The organism is Streptomyces sp. NPDC016845 (assembly GCF_044332585.1).
Classification (GTDB): Bacteria; Actinomycetota; Actinomycetes; order Streptomycetales; family Streptomycetaceae; genus Streptomyces.
The window spans coordinates 1-15,402 of the sequence record NZ_JBIRPI010000036.1; the positions used below are offsets into that span (position 1 = coordinate 1).

General features: G+C 71.5%; 11 protein-coding genes. 3 read left to right on the forward strand and 8 right to left on the reverse strand.

The features are described 5' to 3' along the window. Positions 1 to 134 precede the first annotated feature (134 nt). The 8 genes from ACH4RC_RS39725 to eccE all read right to left on the reverse strand — a co-directional run bounded on the left by ACH4RC_RS39725 (position 135) and on the right by eccE (position 11,663). Complete coding sequence (locus tag ACH4RC_RS39725) at positions 135 to 1,154, reverse strand: oligopeptide/dipeptide ABC transporter ATP-binding protein (protein ID WP_398209490.1); 1,020 nt, start codon at positions 1,152 to 1,154, stop codon at positions 135 to 137. Then, positions 1,151 to 2,146 carry an ABC transporter ATP-binding protein gene (locus ACH4RC_RS39730; protein ID WP_398209491.1) on the reverse strand — a complete coding sequence of 332 codons (996 nt, stop codon included), beginning with the start codon at positions 2,144 to 2,146 and terminating at the stop codon, positions 1,151 to 1,153. Before ACH4RC_RS39730 ends, ACH4RC_RS39725 begins: the two co-directional genes overlap by 4 nt. Further along, a complete protein-coding gene (locus ACH4RC_RS39735) occupies positions 2,143 to 3,066 on the reverse strand; it encodes an ABC transporter permease (RefSeq protein WP_398209493.1) in 924 nt (307 codons plus the stop codon). Before ACH4RC_RS39735 ends, ACH4RC_RS39730 begins: the two co-directional genes overlap by 4 nt. Next, complete coding sequence (locus ACH4RC_RS39740) at positions 3,063 to 4,151, reverse strand: ABC transporter permease (protein ID WP_398209494.1); 1,089 nt, start codon at positions 4,149 to 4,151, stop codon at positions 3,063 to 3,065. Before ACH4RC_RS39740 ends, ACH4RC_RS39735 begins: the two co-directional genes overlap by 4 nt. 81 nt (positions 4,152 to 4,232) lie before the next feature. Then, on the reverse strand, positions 4,233 to 6,119 hold the full coding sequence (locus ACH4RC_RS39745) for an ABC transporter substrate-binding protein (protein ID WP_398209495.1): 1,887 nt from the start codon (positions 6,117 to 6,119) through the stop codon (positions 4,233 to 4,235). Between the two features lie 320 nt (positions 6,120 to 6,439). Beyond that, entirely contained in the window at positions 6,440 to 9,193 is a 2,754-nt protein-coding gene (locus tag ACH4RC_RS39750; RefSeq protein WP_398209496.1) for an SCO5717 family growth-regulating ATPase, read from the reverse strand. Positions 9,194 to 9,555: 362 nt separating this feature from the next. Beyond that, positions 9,556 to 10,293, reverse strand: coding sequence for a hypothetical protein (locus ACH4RC_RS39755; protein WP_398209497.1), 738 nt, complete (start codon positions 10,291 to 10,293; stop codon positions 9,556 to 9,558). Then, entirely contained in the window at positions 10,293 to 11,663 is a 1,371-nt protein-coding gene (eccE, locus tag ACH4RC_RS39760; protein ID WP_398209499.1) for a type VII secretion protein EccE, read from the reverse strand. Before eccE ends, ACH4RC_RS39755 begins: the two co-directional genes overlap by 1 nt. A 250-nt stretch (positions 11,664 to 11,913) precedes the next feature. Here eccE and eccB point away from each other — a divergent pair, with 250 nt between their 5' ends. The 3 genes from eccB to ACH4RC_RS39775 are packed head-to-tail and all read left to right on the forward strand — an operon-like array spanning position 11,914 to position 15,401. Beyond that, complete coding sequence (gene eccB / locus ACH4RC_RS39765) at positions 11,914 to 13,452, forward strand: type VII secretion protein EccB (protein ID WP_398209500.1); 1,539 nt, start codon at positions 11,914 to 11,916, stop codon at positions 13,450 to 13,452. A 57-nt stretch (positions 13,453 to 13,509) separates the two neighbouring features. Next, the gene (gene mycP / locus ACH4RC_RS39770) at positions 13,510 to 14,796 is read left to right on the forward strand and encodes a type VII secretion-associated serine protease mycosin (RefSeq protein WP_398209502.1); all 1,287 of its coding nucleotides are present in this window, start codon (positions 13,510 to 13,512) and stop codon (positions 14,794 to 14,796) included. After that, complete coding sequence (locus tag ACH4RC_RS39775) at positions 14,793 to 15,401, forward strand: hypothetical protein (protein WP_398209503.1); 609 nt, start codon at positions 14,793 to 14,795, stop codon at positions 15,399 to 15,401. Before mycP ends, ACH4RC_RS39775 begins: the two co-directional genes overlap by 4 nt. Position 15,402 lies beyond the last annotated feature (1 nt).

Below are 15,402 nucleotides of genomic sequence, written 5' to 3' on the forward strand. Positions count from 1 at the left end.
CCCCTGAAGGCATGCGCTCCGCGCAGCCTTCCCCCTGGAGGTAGCGCACGCAGTGCGCATCTCCAGGGGCGCGGGGAACTGCGCGACCAGCCACGGACGGCCCGCGGCCCGCGACGAAAGGTCAGAGGCAGACGCTACGGCGCACCCGCACCCTCACCCTGACGAGCCCGAGCCCAATGACACGCCACCTGCGCCCCACCCCCACCCGACAACACCGGCAGATCCACGGACCGGCAGGAATCGGCGACGCCAACCCGCTCGGCCTCCCCGCCGGCCAGCACCTGACACCGCGCATGGAACCGGCAGCCCCCCGGAATCCGCGACGGATCCGGCGGCTCCCCGGTGAGCACGACGGGCTCACCCGGCGCCTCCGGCAGCACCGACAACAGGGCCTGCGTGTACGGGTGCTGAGGCGAGGTCAGCACCTCCTCCACGGCCCCCGTCTCGACGATGCGCCCCAGATACATCACAGCCACCCGGTCCGCGATGTTCCAGGCAAGCCCCAGATCATGCGTGACGACCAGCGCGGACAGCCCCAACTCGTCGCGGAGCCGCAGCAGGAGCGCCAGGATCTCCCCCCGTACGGACGCGTCGAGCGACGCCACCGGTTCGTCCGCCACGATGAGTTCGGGTTCCAGGACCAGCGCGCCCGCGATGACGACCCGCTGGCGCTGCCCGCCGGACAGCTCGTGCGGATAGCGCAGGAAGAACCGCTCGGGGGGCCGAAGCCCGGCCCGGGACAGCGCCCCGGCGACGGCCTCGCGCTCGTCACCGCCGTACCCATGGATCCGTAGACCCTCGGCGACCGCGTCGTACACGGTGTGCCGCGGATTGAGCGACCCGCTCGGGTCCTGCAGCACCAGCTGCACCCGCTTGCGGTACGCCTTCAGCGCACGGGACGCGTAGTTCAGCGGCTCACCGGCGAACGTGACCCGCCCCGCCGTCGGCCGTTCGAGCCCGAGCAGCGTGCGCGCCAGGCTCGTCTTGCCGCAGCCGGACTCGCCGACGAGGGCGACGATCTCGCCGGGCGCGATGTCCAGGTCGACCCCGTCCACGGCCCGCGCCTCGGCGGCGCCGCGCCGCCCCGGGAACGTCACCTTCAACTGCTCCGCGGACAACAGGGTCCGGGTCTGTGTCACAACCTGCGCCGTCATGCCGTGGTGCTCCTTGCCTCGACCGAGCCCGCCGCACCGGCTTCGCCCGCTACGTGTACACACGCCGCCCGGCGCCCGTCGCCCGCGTCCCGCAGCGGCTGGTCCTCGACGGCGCACACGTCGAGCGCCACCGGGCAGCGCGGATGGAACGTACAGCCGGACGGCAGCGCCGACGGGTCGGGCGGATCGCCCGGCAGCCCGCGCGGCGCGAACCGGGACGCCGGGTCGCCGATGGTCGGGAACGCCGCCGAGAGGGCGTTGCCGTACGGGTGCAGCGCGTTCTCGTAGACCTGGGCGGCCGGGCCCTCCTCGACGACGCGGCCCGCGTACATGACGGCGAGCCGGTCGCAGGTGTCGGAGAGGACCGCCAGGTCGTGGCTGATCATGATGAGCCCGACCTCCTGCTCCGTCACCAACTGCTCGATGAGGCGCAGGATCTGGGCCTGGATCATCACGTCGAGGGCCGTCGTCGGCTCGTCCGCGATGATCAGCTCCGGCTCGCAGGCGAGCGCCATCGCGATCATCACGCGCTGGCGCTGACCGCCGGACAGCTCGTGCGGGTACGCGGCCGCGCGCGCCGCCGGAAGCCCTACGTGTTCGAGCAGCTCGGCGACCTTCTTCCTCGCGCCCGCCTGCGTCGCCTTCTTGTGCAGCAGGATCGGCTCGGCGATCTGGTCGCCGATGCGGTGCACGGCGTTGAGGGAGTGCATCGCACCCTGGAAGACGATGGAGGCACCGGCCCAGCGCACCGCGCGGACCCGCCCCCACTTCATCGTCAGGATGTCCTCCCCGTTGAGGATGATCTCGCCGGTGACCTCGGTCCCGGCGGGCAGCAGCCGCAGGAGGGCCAGCGCCAGTGTTGATTTGCCGCAGCCGGACTCGCCCGCGATGCCGAGCTTGCTGCCCGCCTCGACGGTGAGGTCCACGCCGCGCACGGCCCGCGCCCCGCCCGCGTACGTCACCGTCAGGTCGTTCACCTGGAGCAGCGTCATGACCGGGCCCCCAGCTTCGGGTTCAGGACGGACTCGATGGCGCGCCCGCACAGCGTGAAAGCGAGCGCCACGACGGCGATCGCGACACCGGGCGGCGCCAGGTACCACCAGTCGCCCGCGCTGACCGCGCCCGCCTCGCGCGCGTCCTGGAGCATGCCGCCCCAGGACGTGATCGTCGGGTCGGAGAGCCCCAGGAAGGCGAGGGTCGCCTCCGTCAGGATCGCGGACGAGATGATCATCGTGGTCTGGGCGAGGACGAGCGGCATCACGTTCGGCAGCACGTGCCGGGTCATGATGTGCCCGTGGCCCCCGCCGAGCGCGCGGGAGCGCTCGATGTACGGGCGCGACTCCACGGCCAGGGTCTGCGCGCGCACAAGGCGGGCCGTCGTCGGCCACGTCGTCACGCCGATCGCGATGATCACCGTCCACATGGAGCGGTCCATCACCGTGGCGAGGGCGATGGCCAGGACCAGGGTCGGCATCACCAGGAACCAGTCCGTGATCCGCATGAGCACGGTCGAGTACCAGCCGCGGAAGTGACCCGCGACGATCCCGATGACCGTGCCGATCGCCACGCACAGGAACGCGGCGAGCAGGCCCACGGTGAGCGAGACGCGGGCCCCGTACACCAGGAGCGCGAGCACGCTGCGTCCGAACTGGTCGGTGCCGAGCGGGAACTCACCGCTCGGGCCTTCCAGGGGGCCGCCGGGCGCGTCCGTCACGTTCTGCGAGTCCGCGCCGACCAGGACGGGCGCGAACACGGCGATGAGCGCGATCAGGATGAGCAGGCCGAGGCCCCACAGCCCGCTGCGGTGGGCGCGGTACGAGCGCCAGAAGCGGGCCAGGGACTGGCGCTTGCGGGCCCGTGCGAGCGCGCGCGGGTTGCCCGTCTTCGTGACGGGCGCGGTCTCGGTCGTCATCGGCCCACCCTCGGGTCGAGCAGCGGATAGAGGATGTCGGCGAGGGTGTTCGCGAGGATCACCGCGGTCGCGAAGACGAAGAACAGGCCCTGGACGAGCGGAAGATCAGGCACGGACAGGGCCGAGTAGAAGAGACCGCCGAGGCCCGGCCAGGAGAAGACCGTCTCGACGAGGATCTGCCCCGCGACGACGTGCCCGAGGTTCACGAACATCAGCGTGAACGTCGGCAGCATCGCGTTCGGCACCGCGTGCTTACGGCGCACCACGTCGTCCCGCAGCCCCTTGGCGCGCGCCGTCGTCAGATAGTCGCTGCCCATCTCGTCGAGGAGTGAGGAGCGCATGACGAGCAGCGTCTGCGCGTACCCGACGGCCACGAGCGTGATCACGGGCAGGACCAGATGGTGCGCGACGTCGATGATGTACGCGAATCCGCTCTCGCCGCCCGATTCGAGGCCGCCGGTCGGGAACATGCCGGGGATCGGGCCGATGCCCACCGAGAAGACGATGATCAGGAGCAGGCCCAGCCAGAACGACGGGACCGAGTAGAGGGTCAGCGCGAACGCCGTGTTGAAGCGGTCGCTGCGCGAGCCGTTGCGCCACGCCGTGCGCGTGCCCAGCCAGATGCCGAGCAGCGAGTACAGGACGTACGCCGTGCCGGTCAGGAGCAGCGTCGCGGGGAGCGCGTCGATGATCTTGTCGATGACCGGCGTGTGGAACTGGTACGAGGTGCCGAAGTCGCCGGTCAGCGCGTCCCCGATGTACGACGTGAACTGCTTCCACATCGGCTGGTCGAGGCCGAACTGGTGGCGCAGGTTCTCCAGTTGCTGCTCGGAGACCCGCTTGCCGCCGGTCATCTGCTTGACCGGGTCGCTCGGGATGAGACGGAAGAGGAAGAAGCTGGTGACGAGGACGGCGAAGAGCGAGACGATCGCGCCCGCGATCTTCGCCGCCGCGTACCTGAGGTACGCCTTGGTGTTGCGGGCCCGTGGGCCGTGGGCGCCCGACGTCGCTCCGGCCGGGGAGGCCGGAGAGCCGTCGGGCGCGTCCGCGGACCGCACGAGCGCGGGGGTGCTGTCAGCTGTCATGGGGCATGCGAACTCTCGTTACTCGTGCGGGTGGTGACCGTCGCAGGCTCGCGCGGGTGCGCGTCTGTTCGCAGGGTGCGCCTACTCGCGGTCGTCCGCCGTGGTCCTCCGCCGCATGGCGAAGAAGACGCCGCCGCCGATGACGACGAGCGCGGCGATCACGATCCCGATCACGACACCGGTCGAGGAACCGGACGAGTCCGAGTCGCTGCTCGACGCCGACGCGGGCTCCGCCGACCACCAGCTCCAGTAGCCGTCCTGGCCGTAGATGTTGCCGGCCGCGGTGGGCATCGTCTGGATGGACTTGATCTGGTCCGTGCGGTACGCCTCGACGGCGTTCGGGTACGCCATGACATTCATGTACCCGGAGTCGTACAGCCACGACTCCATCTGCTTGACATAACCGGCGCGCTTGGCGGGGTCGTACTCGGCGAGCTGCTTGTTGTACAGGTCGTCGTACGTCTTGTCGCAGATGCCGTTGTCGGTCGCAGCCGTCTCGCGCGCCTTGGTGGGCAGGGCGTCACAGGTGTGGATGCCGAGGACGAAGTCCGGGTCGGGGTTGACCGACCAGCCGTCGAAGGCGACGTCGTACTCACCGGCGTACCAGGGCACGGAGACGTCGTCGACGCAGTTCAGCTCGAGGCCGACGCCGATCTTGCCCCACCACTCCTTCAGGTACTTGCCGACCGCCTTGTCGTTCGGGTCGGTGGCGTGGCAGAGCATGCGCAGGTTGATCGGCTTGCCGTCCTTGCCGACGCGCTTGCCGTCCTTGAGCGGGTAGCCCGCGTCGTCGAGCATCTTGCCCGCGTCCGTCGCGTCGTACGTCAGCTCCTGGCTGCCGTTCGGCTCCCAGAAGTACTCCTTGAAGCGCGGCGGGATGTACCCCTCGCCCTGCACGGCGTGGCCCTGGAAGACCTTGTCGACGATGGCCTTGGTGTCGACCGCGCGGAACAGCGCCTGGCGCACCTTCTGGTCGAGCAGCGCCTTGTTGCCGTCGCCGAACTTCTTGCCGTCCTTGGTCTGCCACCCGGGGTTGACCGCGATGGCGTAGAAGCGGCGCCCCGGACCCTCGTTGACCTTGATGTTCTTCTCGCCCTTGAGGGAGGCGGCCTGCGCGGGCGTCAGGGCGGGGGAGCCGGCGACGAAGGAGACCTCGCCCTTGCGCAGCGCCGCGACGGCCGCGTCCTGGTCCTTGTAGGTCTTGAAGACCAGCTCGTCGAACTGCGGCGTCTTCGACTTCCGCCAGAAGTCCTTGTTGACCTTCAGTTTCACGTACTGGTCGGTCTTGTAGTCGGTCAGCACGAACGGCCCGTTGCCGACGATCGGGAACGTCTCGTCGTTGTTGAACTTCGAGTAGTCCTTGACGTCCTTCCAGATGTGCTCCGGCACGATCGGGACGTCGAGCGCCGTCATGGTCGCCTGCGGCTTCTTCAGCTTGATGACGAGCTGCGTGTCGCTCGGCGCGGTGACCTTCTCGAAGTTGCCGACGAACGAGCCGTTGGCCGTCGCCGCGCCCTCGTCGGTCATCATCTTGTTGAACGTGAAGGCCGCGTCCTTGGCCGTCGCCTTCTGGCCGTCCGACCACTTCGAGTCCGACCGGATGGTGTACGTCCACGTCAACTTGTCGGCCGAGGGTTCCCACTTCGTGGCGAAGCCCGGGACTACGTGGTTGTCCTTCGGGTCGTAGTTGGTCAGGAACTCGTTCGTCAGGCGGAGGATGCTCGTGCTGAGCAGGCGCTGCGCCAGGAACGGGCTCAGCGAGTCGACGCTCTGCGCGACCGCCACCGTGAGGGTCTTCTTGCCGCCGTCGGCCTTGGCCTCGGCCTGCTGAGGAGCCGGGTTGAGCGGCGTGGCCAGGCCCGCGGTCAGGGTGAAGGCGGCGGCGCCGGCCGCGAGGAGCACCCGTACGCCGCGGCGGACGGGCCGGGCCGTTCTGTCGTACGTGTCTGGCTGAGCCTGTGTATCCATCGGTCGGGGACCTCACGCATCGCTCGCACTGCATGGCTGGACTCGGGTGTCGGGTGGAGTCTTCAGAGTCTTCAGGTGGAATGAAGTGCCGGTTTATCAGCGGCGGTTGACGCACGTCAACGGCCGGTGAACCCCATGTGGCCTGCGGAAATAACGAGTTGACCAGCAATTCACGCACATTGGACGAGACCTGTGACGCTTTGCAGGCCAGGGGATGGCGCCCAGAAGAGGACGGTACGCGTACGTACCCGCCGGTACGGGCCGGTACACGCGAAAGGCCCGCACCGTCCAACGGTGCGGGCCTGACGAGGAGTTGCCGTCTACTGCTGCTGCGGCGGCTGCTGCCAGCCGGGCGGCGGTCCTGGCTGCGCCTGCTGCGGGGGCGGCGGAGCCTGCTGCCAGCCCGGCTGCGGACCCGGCTGCTGCGGGTGGCCCTGCGGCGGCTGGCCCGGGGCGCCCTGCGGCGGGTACGGCGCGGGCGGCTGCTGGCCCGGGTACGGCGGCTGGGCGGGCGCACCCTGCGGCGGGTACGGCTGCTGCTGGCCCGGGTAGGGCTGCTCCGGGTACGGCTGCTGGCCGCCCGGCATCGGCGGGGCCATGGTGGGCGGCGGGTTGCCGTCCGAGGTCCACAGGCCCTGCTGCTGCTGGGCGCGCGAGAAGTCCTCGGCGACCATCGCGGAGAGGTTGAAGTACGCCTCCCGCACCTTCGGCCGCATCATGTCGAGGTCGACCTCGGCGCCGGCCGCGAGGTGCTCGTCGAACGGGACCACGACGACACCGCGGCAGCGCGTCTCGAAGTGGCTGACGATGTCCTCCACCTTGATCATCTTGCCGGTCTCACGGACCCCGGAGATGACCGTGATCGAGCGCGAGACGAGGTCGGCGTACCCGTGCGCGGAGAGCCAGTCGAGCGTCGTACTGGCGCTGCTCGCACCGTCCACCGACGGCGTGGAGATGATGATCAACTGGTCGGCCAGGTCGAGCACGCCGCGCATCGCGGAGTACAGCAGGCCCGTACCGGAGTCGGTCAGGATGATCGGGTACTGCCTGCCGAGCACGTCGATGGCGCTGCGGTAGTCCTCGTCGTTGAACGTCGTCGAGACCGCCGGGTCCACGTCGTTCGCGATGATCTCCAGACCGGACGGCGCCTGCGAGGTGAACCGCCGGATGTCCATGTACGAGTGCAGATGCGGGATCGACTGCACGAGGTCACGGATGGTCGCGCCGGTCTCACGGCGCACACGGCGGCCGAGCGTGCCCGCGTCCGGGTTGGCGTCGATCGCGAGGATCTTGTCCTGCCGCTCGGTCGCGAGCGTCGAGCCGAGCGCCGTGGTCGTCGTCGTCTTGCCGACGCCGCCCTTGAGGCTGATCACGGCGATCCGGTAGCAGGACAGGACCGGCGTACGGATCAGCTCCAGCTTCCGCTGCCGCTCGGCCTCCTCCTTCTTGCCGCCGAGCTTGAAGCGCGCGTTGCCACCGCCGGGGCGGGTGCTCTTCGCCTTCTGCCTCTTGTTGTTGAGCAGCCGGTCGGCCGACAGCTCCACGGCCGCCGTGTAACCGAGCGGCGCGCCACCGACGTTCGTCGGCTGCCGCTGGTCGTGCTGTACGGGCTGCGGCCAGGCGGCGCCGGTACGCGGGTCAGCGGCGGCCGGGGGCTGGGGTGCGCCGTACGGGGGCTGGGGCTGGGGCTGCGCCGGGGGCTGCGGGAAGCCGTAGCCGGGCTGGGCACCGGGCTGGCCGCCGGGCTGCTGCGGGTGCGGCTGGCCCTGGGCGGGCGGCTGGGGCTGGGCCTGCGGCTGGGCGCCGGGCTGGGCCTGCGGCTGGGGGAAGCCGTAGCCGGGCTCCGGGGCGGGGGGCAGGCCCTGGACCGGCGGTTGCGGCTGGGGCTGCGCTCCCGGCTGGGCGGGTGGCTGGGGGAAGCCGTAACCCGGCTGTGCGGCCGGGGCGTTGGGCGCGGGATGGCCCTGGACCGGCGGCTGGGGGAAGCCGTAACCGGGCTGGGGCTGCGGCTGGGGCGGCTGTGCCTGCGGGGGCACGGTCGGGCCGGGCGCCGCGGCGGCGGGCTGGGCGGGCCAGCCGGGGTGCTGCTGCGGGGCCGGGGCCGCCGGGTCGGTCCACTGCGGCGCCGCGGGCGGCGCGGCGGGCTGGAACGCCGGCGGCAGCGGCGGCACGCCACCGTCCGGGGCGGGCGGGGGAGTCCAGGCCTCACCCGGCGTGCCGGGCGGGTTCGGCGCGTCCGGCATACCGACGGGAGCGGTGGGGGCGGCGGGCGCCGCCTCGGGGGTGGCTGCGGGGGCCGGGTCCGGGGTCTGGGCTGCGACGGGCTCGGAGGCGCCGTCGTCCCCGTTGCCTTCGGCGGCCTCGCCGCTGTCGGCGTGGGCATCGGCGTCGGGGTTCGTAGCGGCAGCGGCCGGAGCGGCAGCGGCCGGAGTGGCGGCGGGGGCGGCCTCCGGGGCGGCGGCCTCGTCCGGCGCCTGCGCTGCGTCCTGGCCGTCCGTCCGCGCGGGTTCGGCGACGGGGGCGGCGGGCTCCGCGGCGGGCTGCGGCAACTCCTCGGCGCCGGTAGCGGCCGAGGCGGCGGCACCCGTGTCGGCACCGGCACCAGTGTCGGCACCGGCACCCGAATCGGCCGAGGGCGCGCTCGGCGCCTGCGCATCCGGCGTCTCCGCCGCGGCCTGCTGTTCGCCGAGAGCCGCCAACTCCTCGAACTCCCGCTTGAGCGAGGCCGCGGAGAACTTCATGGTCGCGCCGGACTCCAGATCACCGGCGCCGGAGTTCGCCTCGGGCGCGACAGGCGCGACAGGCGCGACAGGCGCGACAGGTGCCACGGGTGCGACCGGTGCGGCCGGGGGAACCGGCGCGGGTGTGGGAGCGGGGGTGGGCGCAGGTGTGGGCGGTACCGGCGGGGCCGGCGGCTCGGGCGCCGCGCTCGCCGACGCGTTCTGCGTGTACCAGGCCGGAGGGGCGTAGTCGATGGTGAACTCGCCCGTCATCTCGACACTGGACTCCGCGTCGGACTGATCATCGACGGGTGAATCCCAGCCCCCGCGGATACCGTCCCGATCGCTGTTCACAATGCCTCCTGGTGTGGTCGCGCACCCTCGTGCCGTGCTGGGGGCCGACCGTTCCTGATCGATCCGCCGGGCTGACCCCTGGCCCCCTGACGCCCGCGGCACCCGCACACGAGTACTCACAACACGTCCTGCCCCAGCCTAATCACGAAAACCACGTGCACGGCAGGCCCGTCCGCCCCGGCGCGGATGTCCGCTGCGTCACGTACGGCCCCGGGCCGCCCACGCGCACGTCGGACGTACACCAAAACGTGACGAACGAGCACTGCTCAGCACTGCCAAATGTCCGGATCGTTCGTGAAACGGCCGAAGTTGACCGGGCGTGCGCCCGCGTCCCCGTACGACCGGCGACGCGCCCGCACGCGTCAGTCCATGCGTCGTGCCGTTCCCAACAATCCGGTCTCGGCGTCCGTCGCCTGCGTCATCACGTACTGCCTGTCGCGGTCGGTGCACCACAGGGTCACACCGTCGGCGAGCGTCGGCAGCGACTCGTACTCGGCGCGCGGCAGCCCTATGACGCGGCCGATCTCCGTCGCCTCGTCGGGGGAGACCCGCTGGACGCCCACGAGCCGGGCCTGGCGCATCAGGCGCGGCGCGACCGGACTCAGGTACGGGAGCAGCGTGAGGACGGACTGCCAGGGCGCGGAGGCCACCCGCCCGCGCGGGGGCCGCATGCCGCAGTCCCGGATGACGAGGACAGGGCCACCGGCCGAGGCGCCCTGCGGCGGAACGCGGCCCACGTCGTGCACCGTCATCCCCGACTGCCCGCCGCCGACCGCCTGCACGAGCTGCGCCCACTGCTGCGCGCGGCCCGTCTCCACGGCCACGCGCGCGCCGGTCGCCGCCGCCCGCAGCGCGAGCACCTGCGCCGTCCACAGGCCGCCGATGAGCACGATGTCGTACGGCGTCGGGCGGTTGATGCCCATCACCGCGGGCTGGCCCTCGGCGTCGACGCCGACGACCACACCGTCGTCCCCGATCGGCAGGGCGAGCGTGTCGAGCTGTTCGGGGGAGAGCGCGTGGCGCTGGTGGCGCGGTCCGAGCAGGCCGAACCCGGCCCGCATGCGCTCACCGATGTCGGAGATCTGGCTGGTCACGGCCATCAGCGGGCACCTCCGAGCGGCAGGGTGGCGAGAACGCCGGGCAGTTGCTCACGGTCGAGGCGGACGAGCCCGGTACGCGCCTGGCGCGCGGCCCGCTCCAGGTCACGCCGTGCGGTGGTCAGCTCGCTGTCGCTGCGCCCCGTGATCCGCATGTGCCCGGCCAGGGTCACGTCCTGCTGGTCGCCCTTGGCGAGGGTCAGGCTGAACGTCGTGGCGAGCGCGGGCACCGTCGTCAGCTGGGCGACCAGCTGCGGCAACGTGGCGCCGCCGGTGCCGAGTTGGGGCCAGCGCCGCACCCAGTACGTGGTGTGGCGGCGGTTGTCGCACCGCCAGCTGCGGCCGGACTCCTCGGTGCGCCGCTGCGGCGTCTCGCTCCGTCCGGCCTGCGCGGTCACCATCGGGTTGGCGCACGCGGACGTGGCGACCGCGGAGATCAGCTCCTCCTCGGTCAGCACGCTCGCCCGGAACCCGGCGCCGGTGAGTCGGCTCGACAGATGCTCGGCCACGCGCGCGAGGCACTTCTGCGCGCCCACCACGCCACCGCCACGGGCGGCGACGGCCTCCGGGCACAGCTCCGGGTCGAGCTTCAGCGCGATCCAGGTGATGCGCACCGCGGGCGACCCGGTCTGCGCCTGCAGCGGCGCGTAGTTGCTCACCGCCACCGACTGCTGCGGCAGGTGCAGCGCGGGCGCGGGCTGCGTGTGCAGCACGATCTGCGCCGACTCCAGGGAGATGCCGTCCACTTCGAGGGCGTCCCGCACGATGCCGACCGGCAGTGGTCTGCGGCTGCGCTCGGCGCGCAGCGCGGTGGCGTCGGACTCGACCTGGAGGACGGCGGTCAGGAAGCCGCCGTCACCGACCATGCCGACCGGCCGCTGGTCACGGTCGTCCCCGCGGTTGTGGCTGTAGGTGCGCAGGCTCGGGTCGCACTCGACGGCGGGCGCGAGCCCCGGCTCGGTGCCCGGCGGCACCGGGGTGCTCGCCGCGCCGCGCCGCCTGGCCCGCATCGCGAGCACGGTGCCCAGCCACTCCGGCAGGGAGCGCCCCCGGCGTCGTACGAGCGCGAGAAGGAGCAGGGTCGCGGCGACGGCGCCGCACGCGCTCAGCGCGACCGTCCCGGCGACCCAGCCGCACAGGACGAGCGCGGCGGCCAGCTCGATCATCACGAGCCGCTGCGCGCGGAACGATCCACCGCGGCCCGAGCGCGACTTCAGATGCGGGGTGACCGCTCCGCGCGCGGGAGGTGTGACTCCTCCGCGCGCGGAAGGTGTGTGAGGCATCTGTGAAGACGGTGGGGGACTCTGCGCAGAACGCTCACTCGATCGTGACCTCGATTGCGACCGTGATCGAGCCCGCGCTGCGGAAGCCATCACTGCAAACCCCCCGAACTCTCCCGAAATACCGTGCGCCAAGGTCTTCCGGAAGGCTCCACACGCCTGCCTGGAAGGCCTCAGCACCCTACCCGTGCCACACGCACAACGGCGCAACAGGCATAGTAGGGGCCTGGTCTGACAGCCTCGGTGGCACCGGCGATCCCAGTCGCACGCGCAGCCGGCCGTCAGCCGATCGAAGCGGGGGAAGCTGCCCCCACGGCTCCGCACGGGGAGAGAGCGGACACAGATGGCATCACGGCGGGACGAACTCAACGCCTACACCTTCGCGAAGCGCCGCACTCTCGCGGCCTTCGTGCAGCCTTCACCGTCGGGCTCGGAGGAGGGGGCGCCCAGGCCGCTGCGGGCGGTACTGCCCGGCACCATCATGGGGGTGGTGATCCTGGCGGTCTTCGGCGGCATCGGCCTCTTCAAGCCGACCGCGCCGAAGGACTGGGACAAGGCGGCGACGAACGTCATCGTCGCCAGCGACTCGACCACCCGCTACGTGGTCCTCAAGACGGGCGACCAGAACCAGCTCCACCCCGTTCTCAACATGGCGTCGGCCAAGCTCCTCCTCAAGGACTACACGGACAAGGTCGTCACCGTCGACGAGGGCGTCCTCGACAACGGCAAGATCCCGCACGGCGCCACCCTCGGCATCCCGTACGCCCCCGACCGCCTCCCCAGCGCCGAGGAGGCGGAGGCCGCCAAGCGGTGGATGGTGTGCGAGCGCCCCAGCGACGGCGGGCGGGCCATACAGAAGGCGGCGTTCGTCTTCGCGAAGAAGGACTGGGGCAAGACGACGAGGAGCAAGGCCGGCAGCCAGCTGCACGGCGGCGACCTCATGTACGTGGCCGACTCGGTCACGAAGAAGCAGTACGTCGTCGACGCCCAGGGCACCGCCTACCCGATCGCCGACCCGGCCCAGGAGGGCGTGCTCACCGCGCTCGACACCCAGAGCCGCGCCCCCCAGCGCGTCTCCTCCGAGTGGCTGAAGACGCTGCACCAGGGTGACCCGATCGCCATCCCGCAGATCAACGGCCCCGGTCGGACCGCCAACGCCGTCGTGGGCAGCGGCAACGCCAAGTACGACAAGGTCGGCACGGTCCTCAAGTCGCTGGACGGCACGAAGACGCAGTACTACGTGGTGCTTCAGAGCAAGGTCGCGCGTATCTCCGAGTTCACGTCCCGCCTGCTCCTCAACAGCACGCAGCTCGTCGACGTCAACCCGGACGCGGAGGCGCAGCAGGTGAACCCGGCCGCCGTCCCGACCGACGAGGACTTCGAGGGCCAGAGCGCGAAGTGGCCCACGCGGCAGCCCCAGACGGTGAACGACGGCACGAGCACGACCAGCGGCCGCAACACCGTCTGCAACGTCCTGCGGGACGTCGGCGGCGCCGACGGCACCACGCTGACCACCTGGTCCGGCACCGACTTCCCCGCCGACCTGCCGACCGGCTCCTCCAGCGCGTACGTCACCCCGGGCTCCGGCCAGGTCTTCCGGCAGATCCAGGGCACGGCGACGAAGGCGGGCCAGATCTTCCTCGTCACCGACACCGGTCTGCGCTACGCGCTCCAGTCCAACGGCGACAGCATCAGCAAGGACGACAGCGTCGGCCTCACCGCCAAGGAGCTCAAGGAGCTGGCGAACGAGACCAAGGTCACGCAGAAGCTGCTCGGCTACGACCAGGTGACGGCACGGCCGATCCCGATGACCTGGTCCACGTTCCTGCCCACCGGACCGCGCCTGTCGAAGCCGGACGCGGGCCAGCCGCAGGGTTCATGACCGATGCGACCGATGCGACCGATGCGACCGACGGTGAGAACAGAAGACGGGAAGCTCATGACGCGACGGCCGTACAGGGGTGACGTGGTGCGGATCCTGCGGCGCCCGGCCGCACTGCTCGCGGCCACGGCGCTGACGGCCTCCGTGTCGGTGCTCGCCCTCCCGGCGGCACCGGCCGTGGCGGACAGCGGCGAATGCACGTTCGGCGGCAAGGAGTACAAGGGGCGGCCCTGGTCGCTGCAGCGCGTCAACCTGGACGAGCTGTGGGAGACCGCGACCGGCAAGGGCGTCCGCGTAGCGGTGATCGACACCGGCGTCGACCCGAGCCACCCGCAGCTCAAGGCGGCGGTCGACGTCAAGGCGGGCAAGAACTTCCTCCCGCCGAAGGACGACAAGGGGGAGAAGATCGCGGACCGCGGCAATGAGCACGGCACCACGGACACGGTCGGCCACGGCACGCGCGTGGCGGGCATCATCGCCGCCCGCAAGTCGGACAAGACGACGGGTTTCGTGGGCCTGGCCCCGGACGCCGAGATCATCCCCATCAAGCAGAACGACGCTGAGGGTCACGGCACGTCGACCCACCTGGCCAACGCGATCAACTACGCGGTGGACACGGCGCACGCCGACGTCATCAACATCTCGCAGGACACGGAGAAGGCGCTGTCCGCCAACTCCAACCTGGCGCTCGCCGTCCAGCACGCCCTGCAGAAGAAGGTCGTCGTGGTCGCCTCCGCGGGCAACGACGGACTCGGCGGCAACCAGAAGGAGACGTACCCCGCCTCCTACGAGGGCGTCCTCGCGGTCGCGGCCTCGGACCGCAACAACGAGCGGGCCCCCTTCTCCCAGTCCGGCGACTTCGTCGGCGTGGCGGCCCCCGGCGTCGACATGATCTCCACCGTCCCCAAGGGCGGCCACTGCTCGGACAACGGTACGAGCTTCTCGGCTCCCTACGTGGCGGGCGTCGCCGCGCTCCTCAAGCAGAACCACAAGGACTGGACGGCCCAGCAGATCGTCGCCCAGATCGAGGAGACGGCCGAGCGTTCGATCCCCGGCCATGACAACCGCGTCGGCTGGGGCGTCGTCGACCCGGTCAAGGCCGTCACCGAGATCGCCGACCCGAAGAACCCGATCGAGTCCCCGCGCCCCGACCGGGCCGTCATCAGCGTCGACCCGCCGGACCAGGCCCCCGTCCACTTCGGCGAGACCGCCGACGAACGCAACTCCCGTCTCGCCACCTACGCGGCGGTCGGCGCGATCGTCACGGTCGTGGCGCTCGCGGGCGGGGCGGTCGCGGTACGGGACGCGCGACGCAGGCGTACGCGGGTGGAGCGCGGCGCATGACAGGTCTGGCACTGACGCTGTTCGTCCTGGCGGCCGTGCTGGTGGCGATGTGCTGCGTCGGGGCGGACCGGGTCCGCTCGGTCCGCCGCCGCACCCACCCGTCGGGCGGCGACCTCCCCGCATCGGCCTTCGTGGCGGCACGCACGGCGCTCCTGGTGATGGCCGCGATCTGCGTCTGGCAGGGCGTGGAGGGCCTGGCGGCGGCGAACGGCGACGAGTGGAGCGACGACGAGCTGACCAGCGCCGTACGGCAGTCCGCCGACGATCTGGACGGCTACTGGTACCGCGAGTCCTCCCTCACACACGACACCCCCTACTTCGACGACTACGCCTCACTCATCGAGGAGCGGGTCGTGCGCTACGGGGGCGGCGGCGCCCCGCAGACCGGCGTGAGCGCGTCGCCGCTCTCCGGGGACCCCGATGCCGATGGCGAATTCACGGTGTCGGCGGACGGCACGGACCGGGCCTTCTGCCTCCACGTGGAGAAGTCCCGCTGGAAGAAGCAGGACTACACGCCACCGGGCATCACGGGCGGTGAAAGCGCCACTGTCTACCGGGAGTTGGCGTACCGGCTGACGGTGCGGGCGCGGGGCGGGGCCTGCTGAG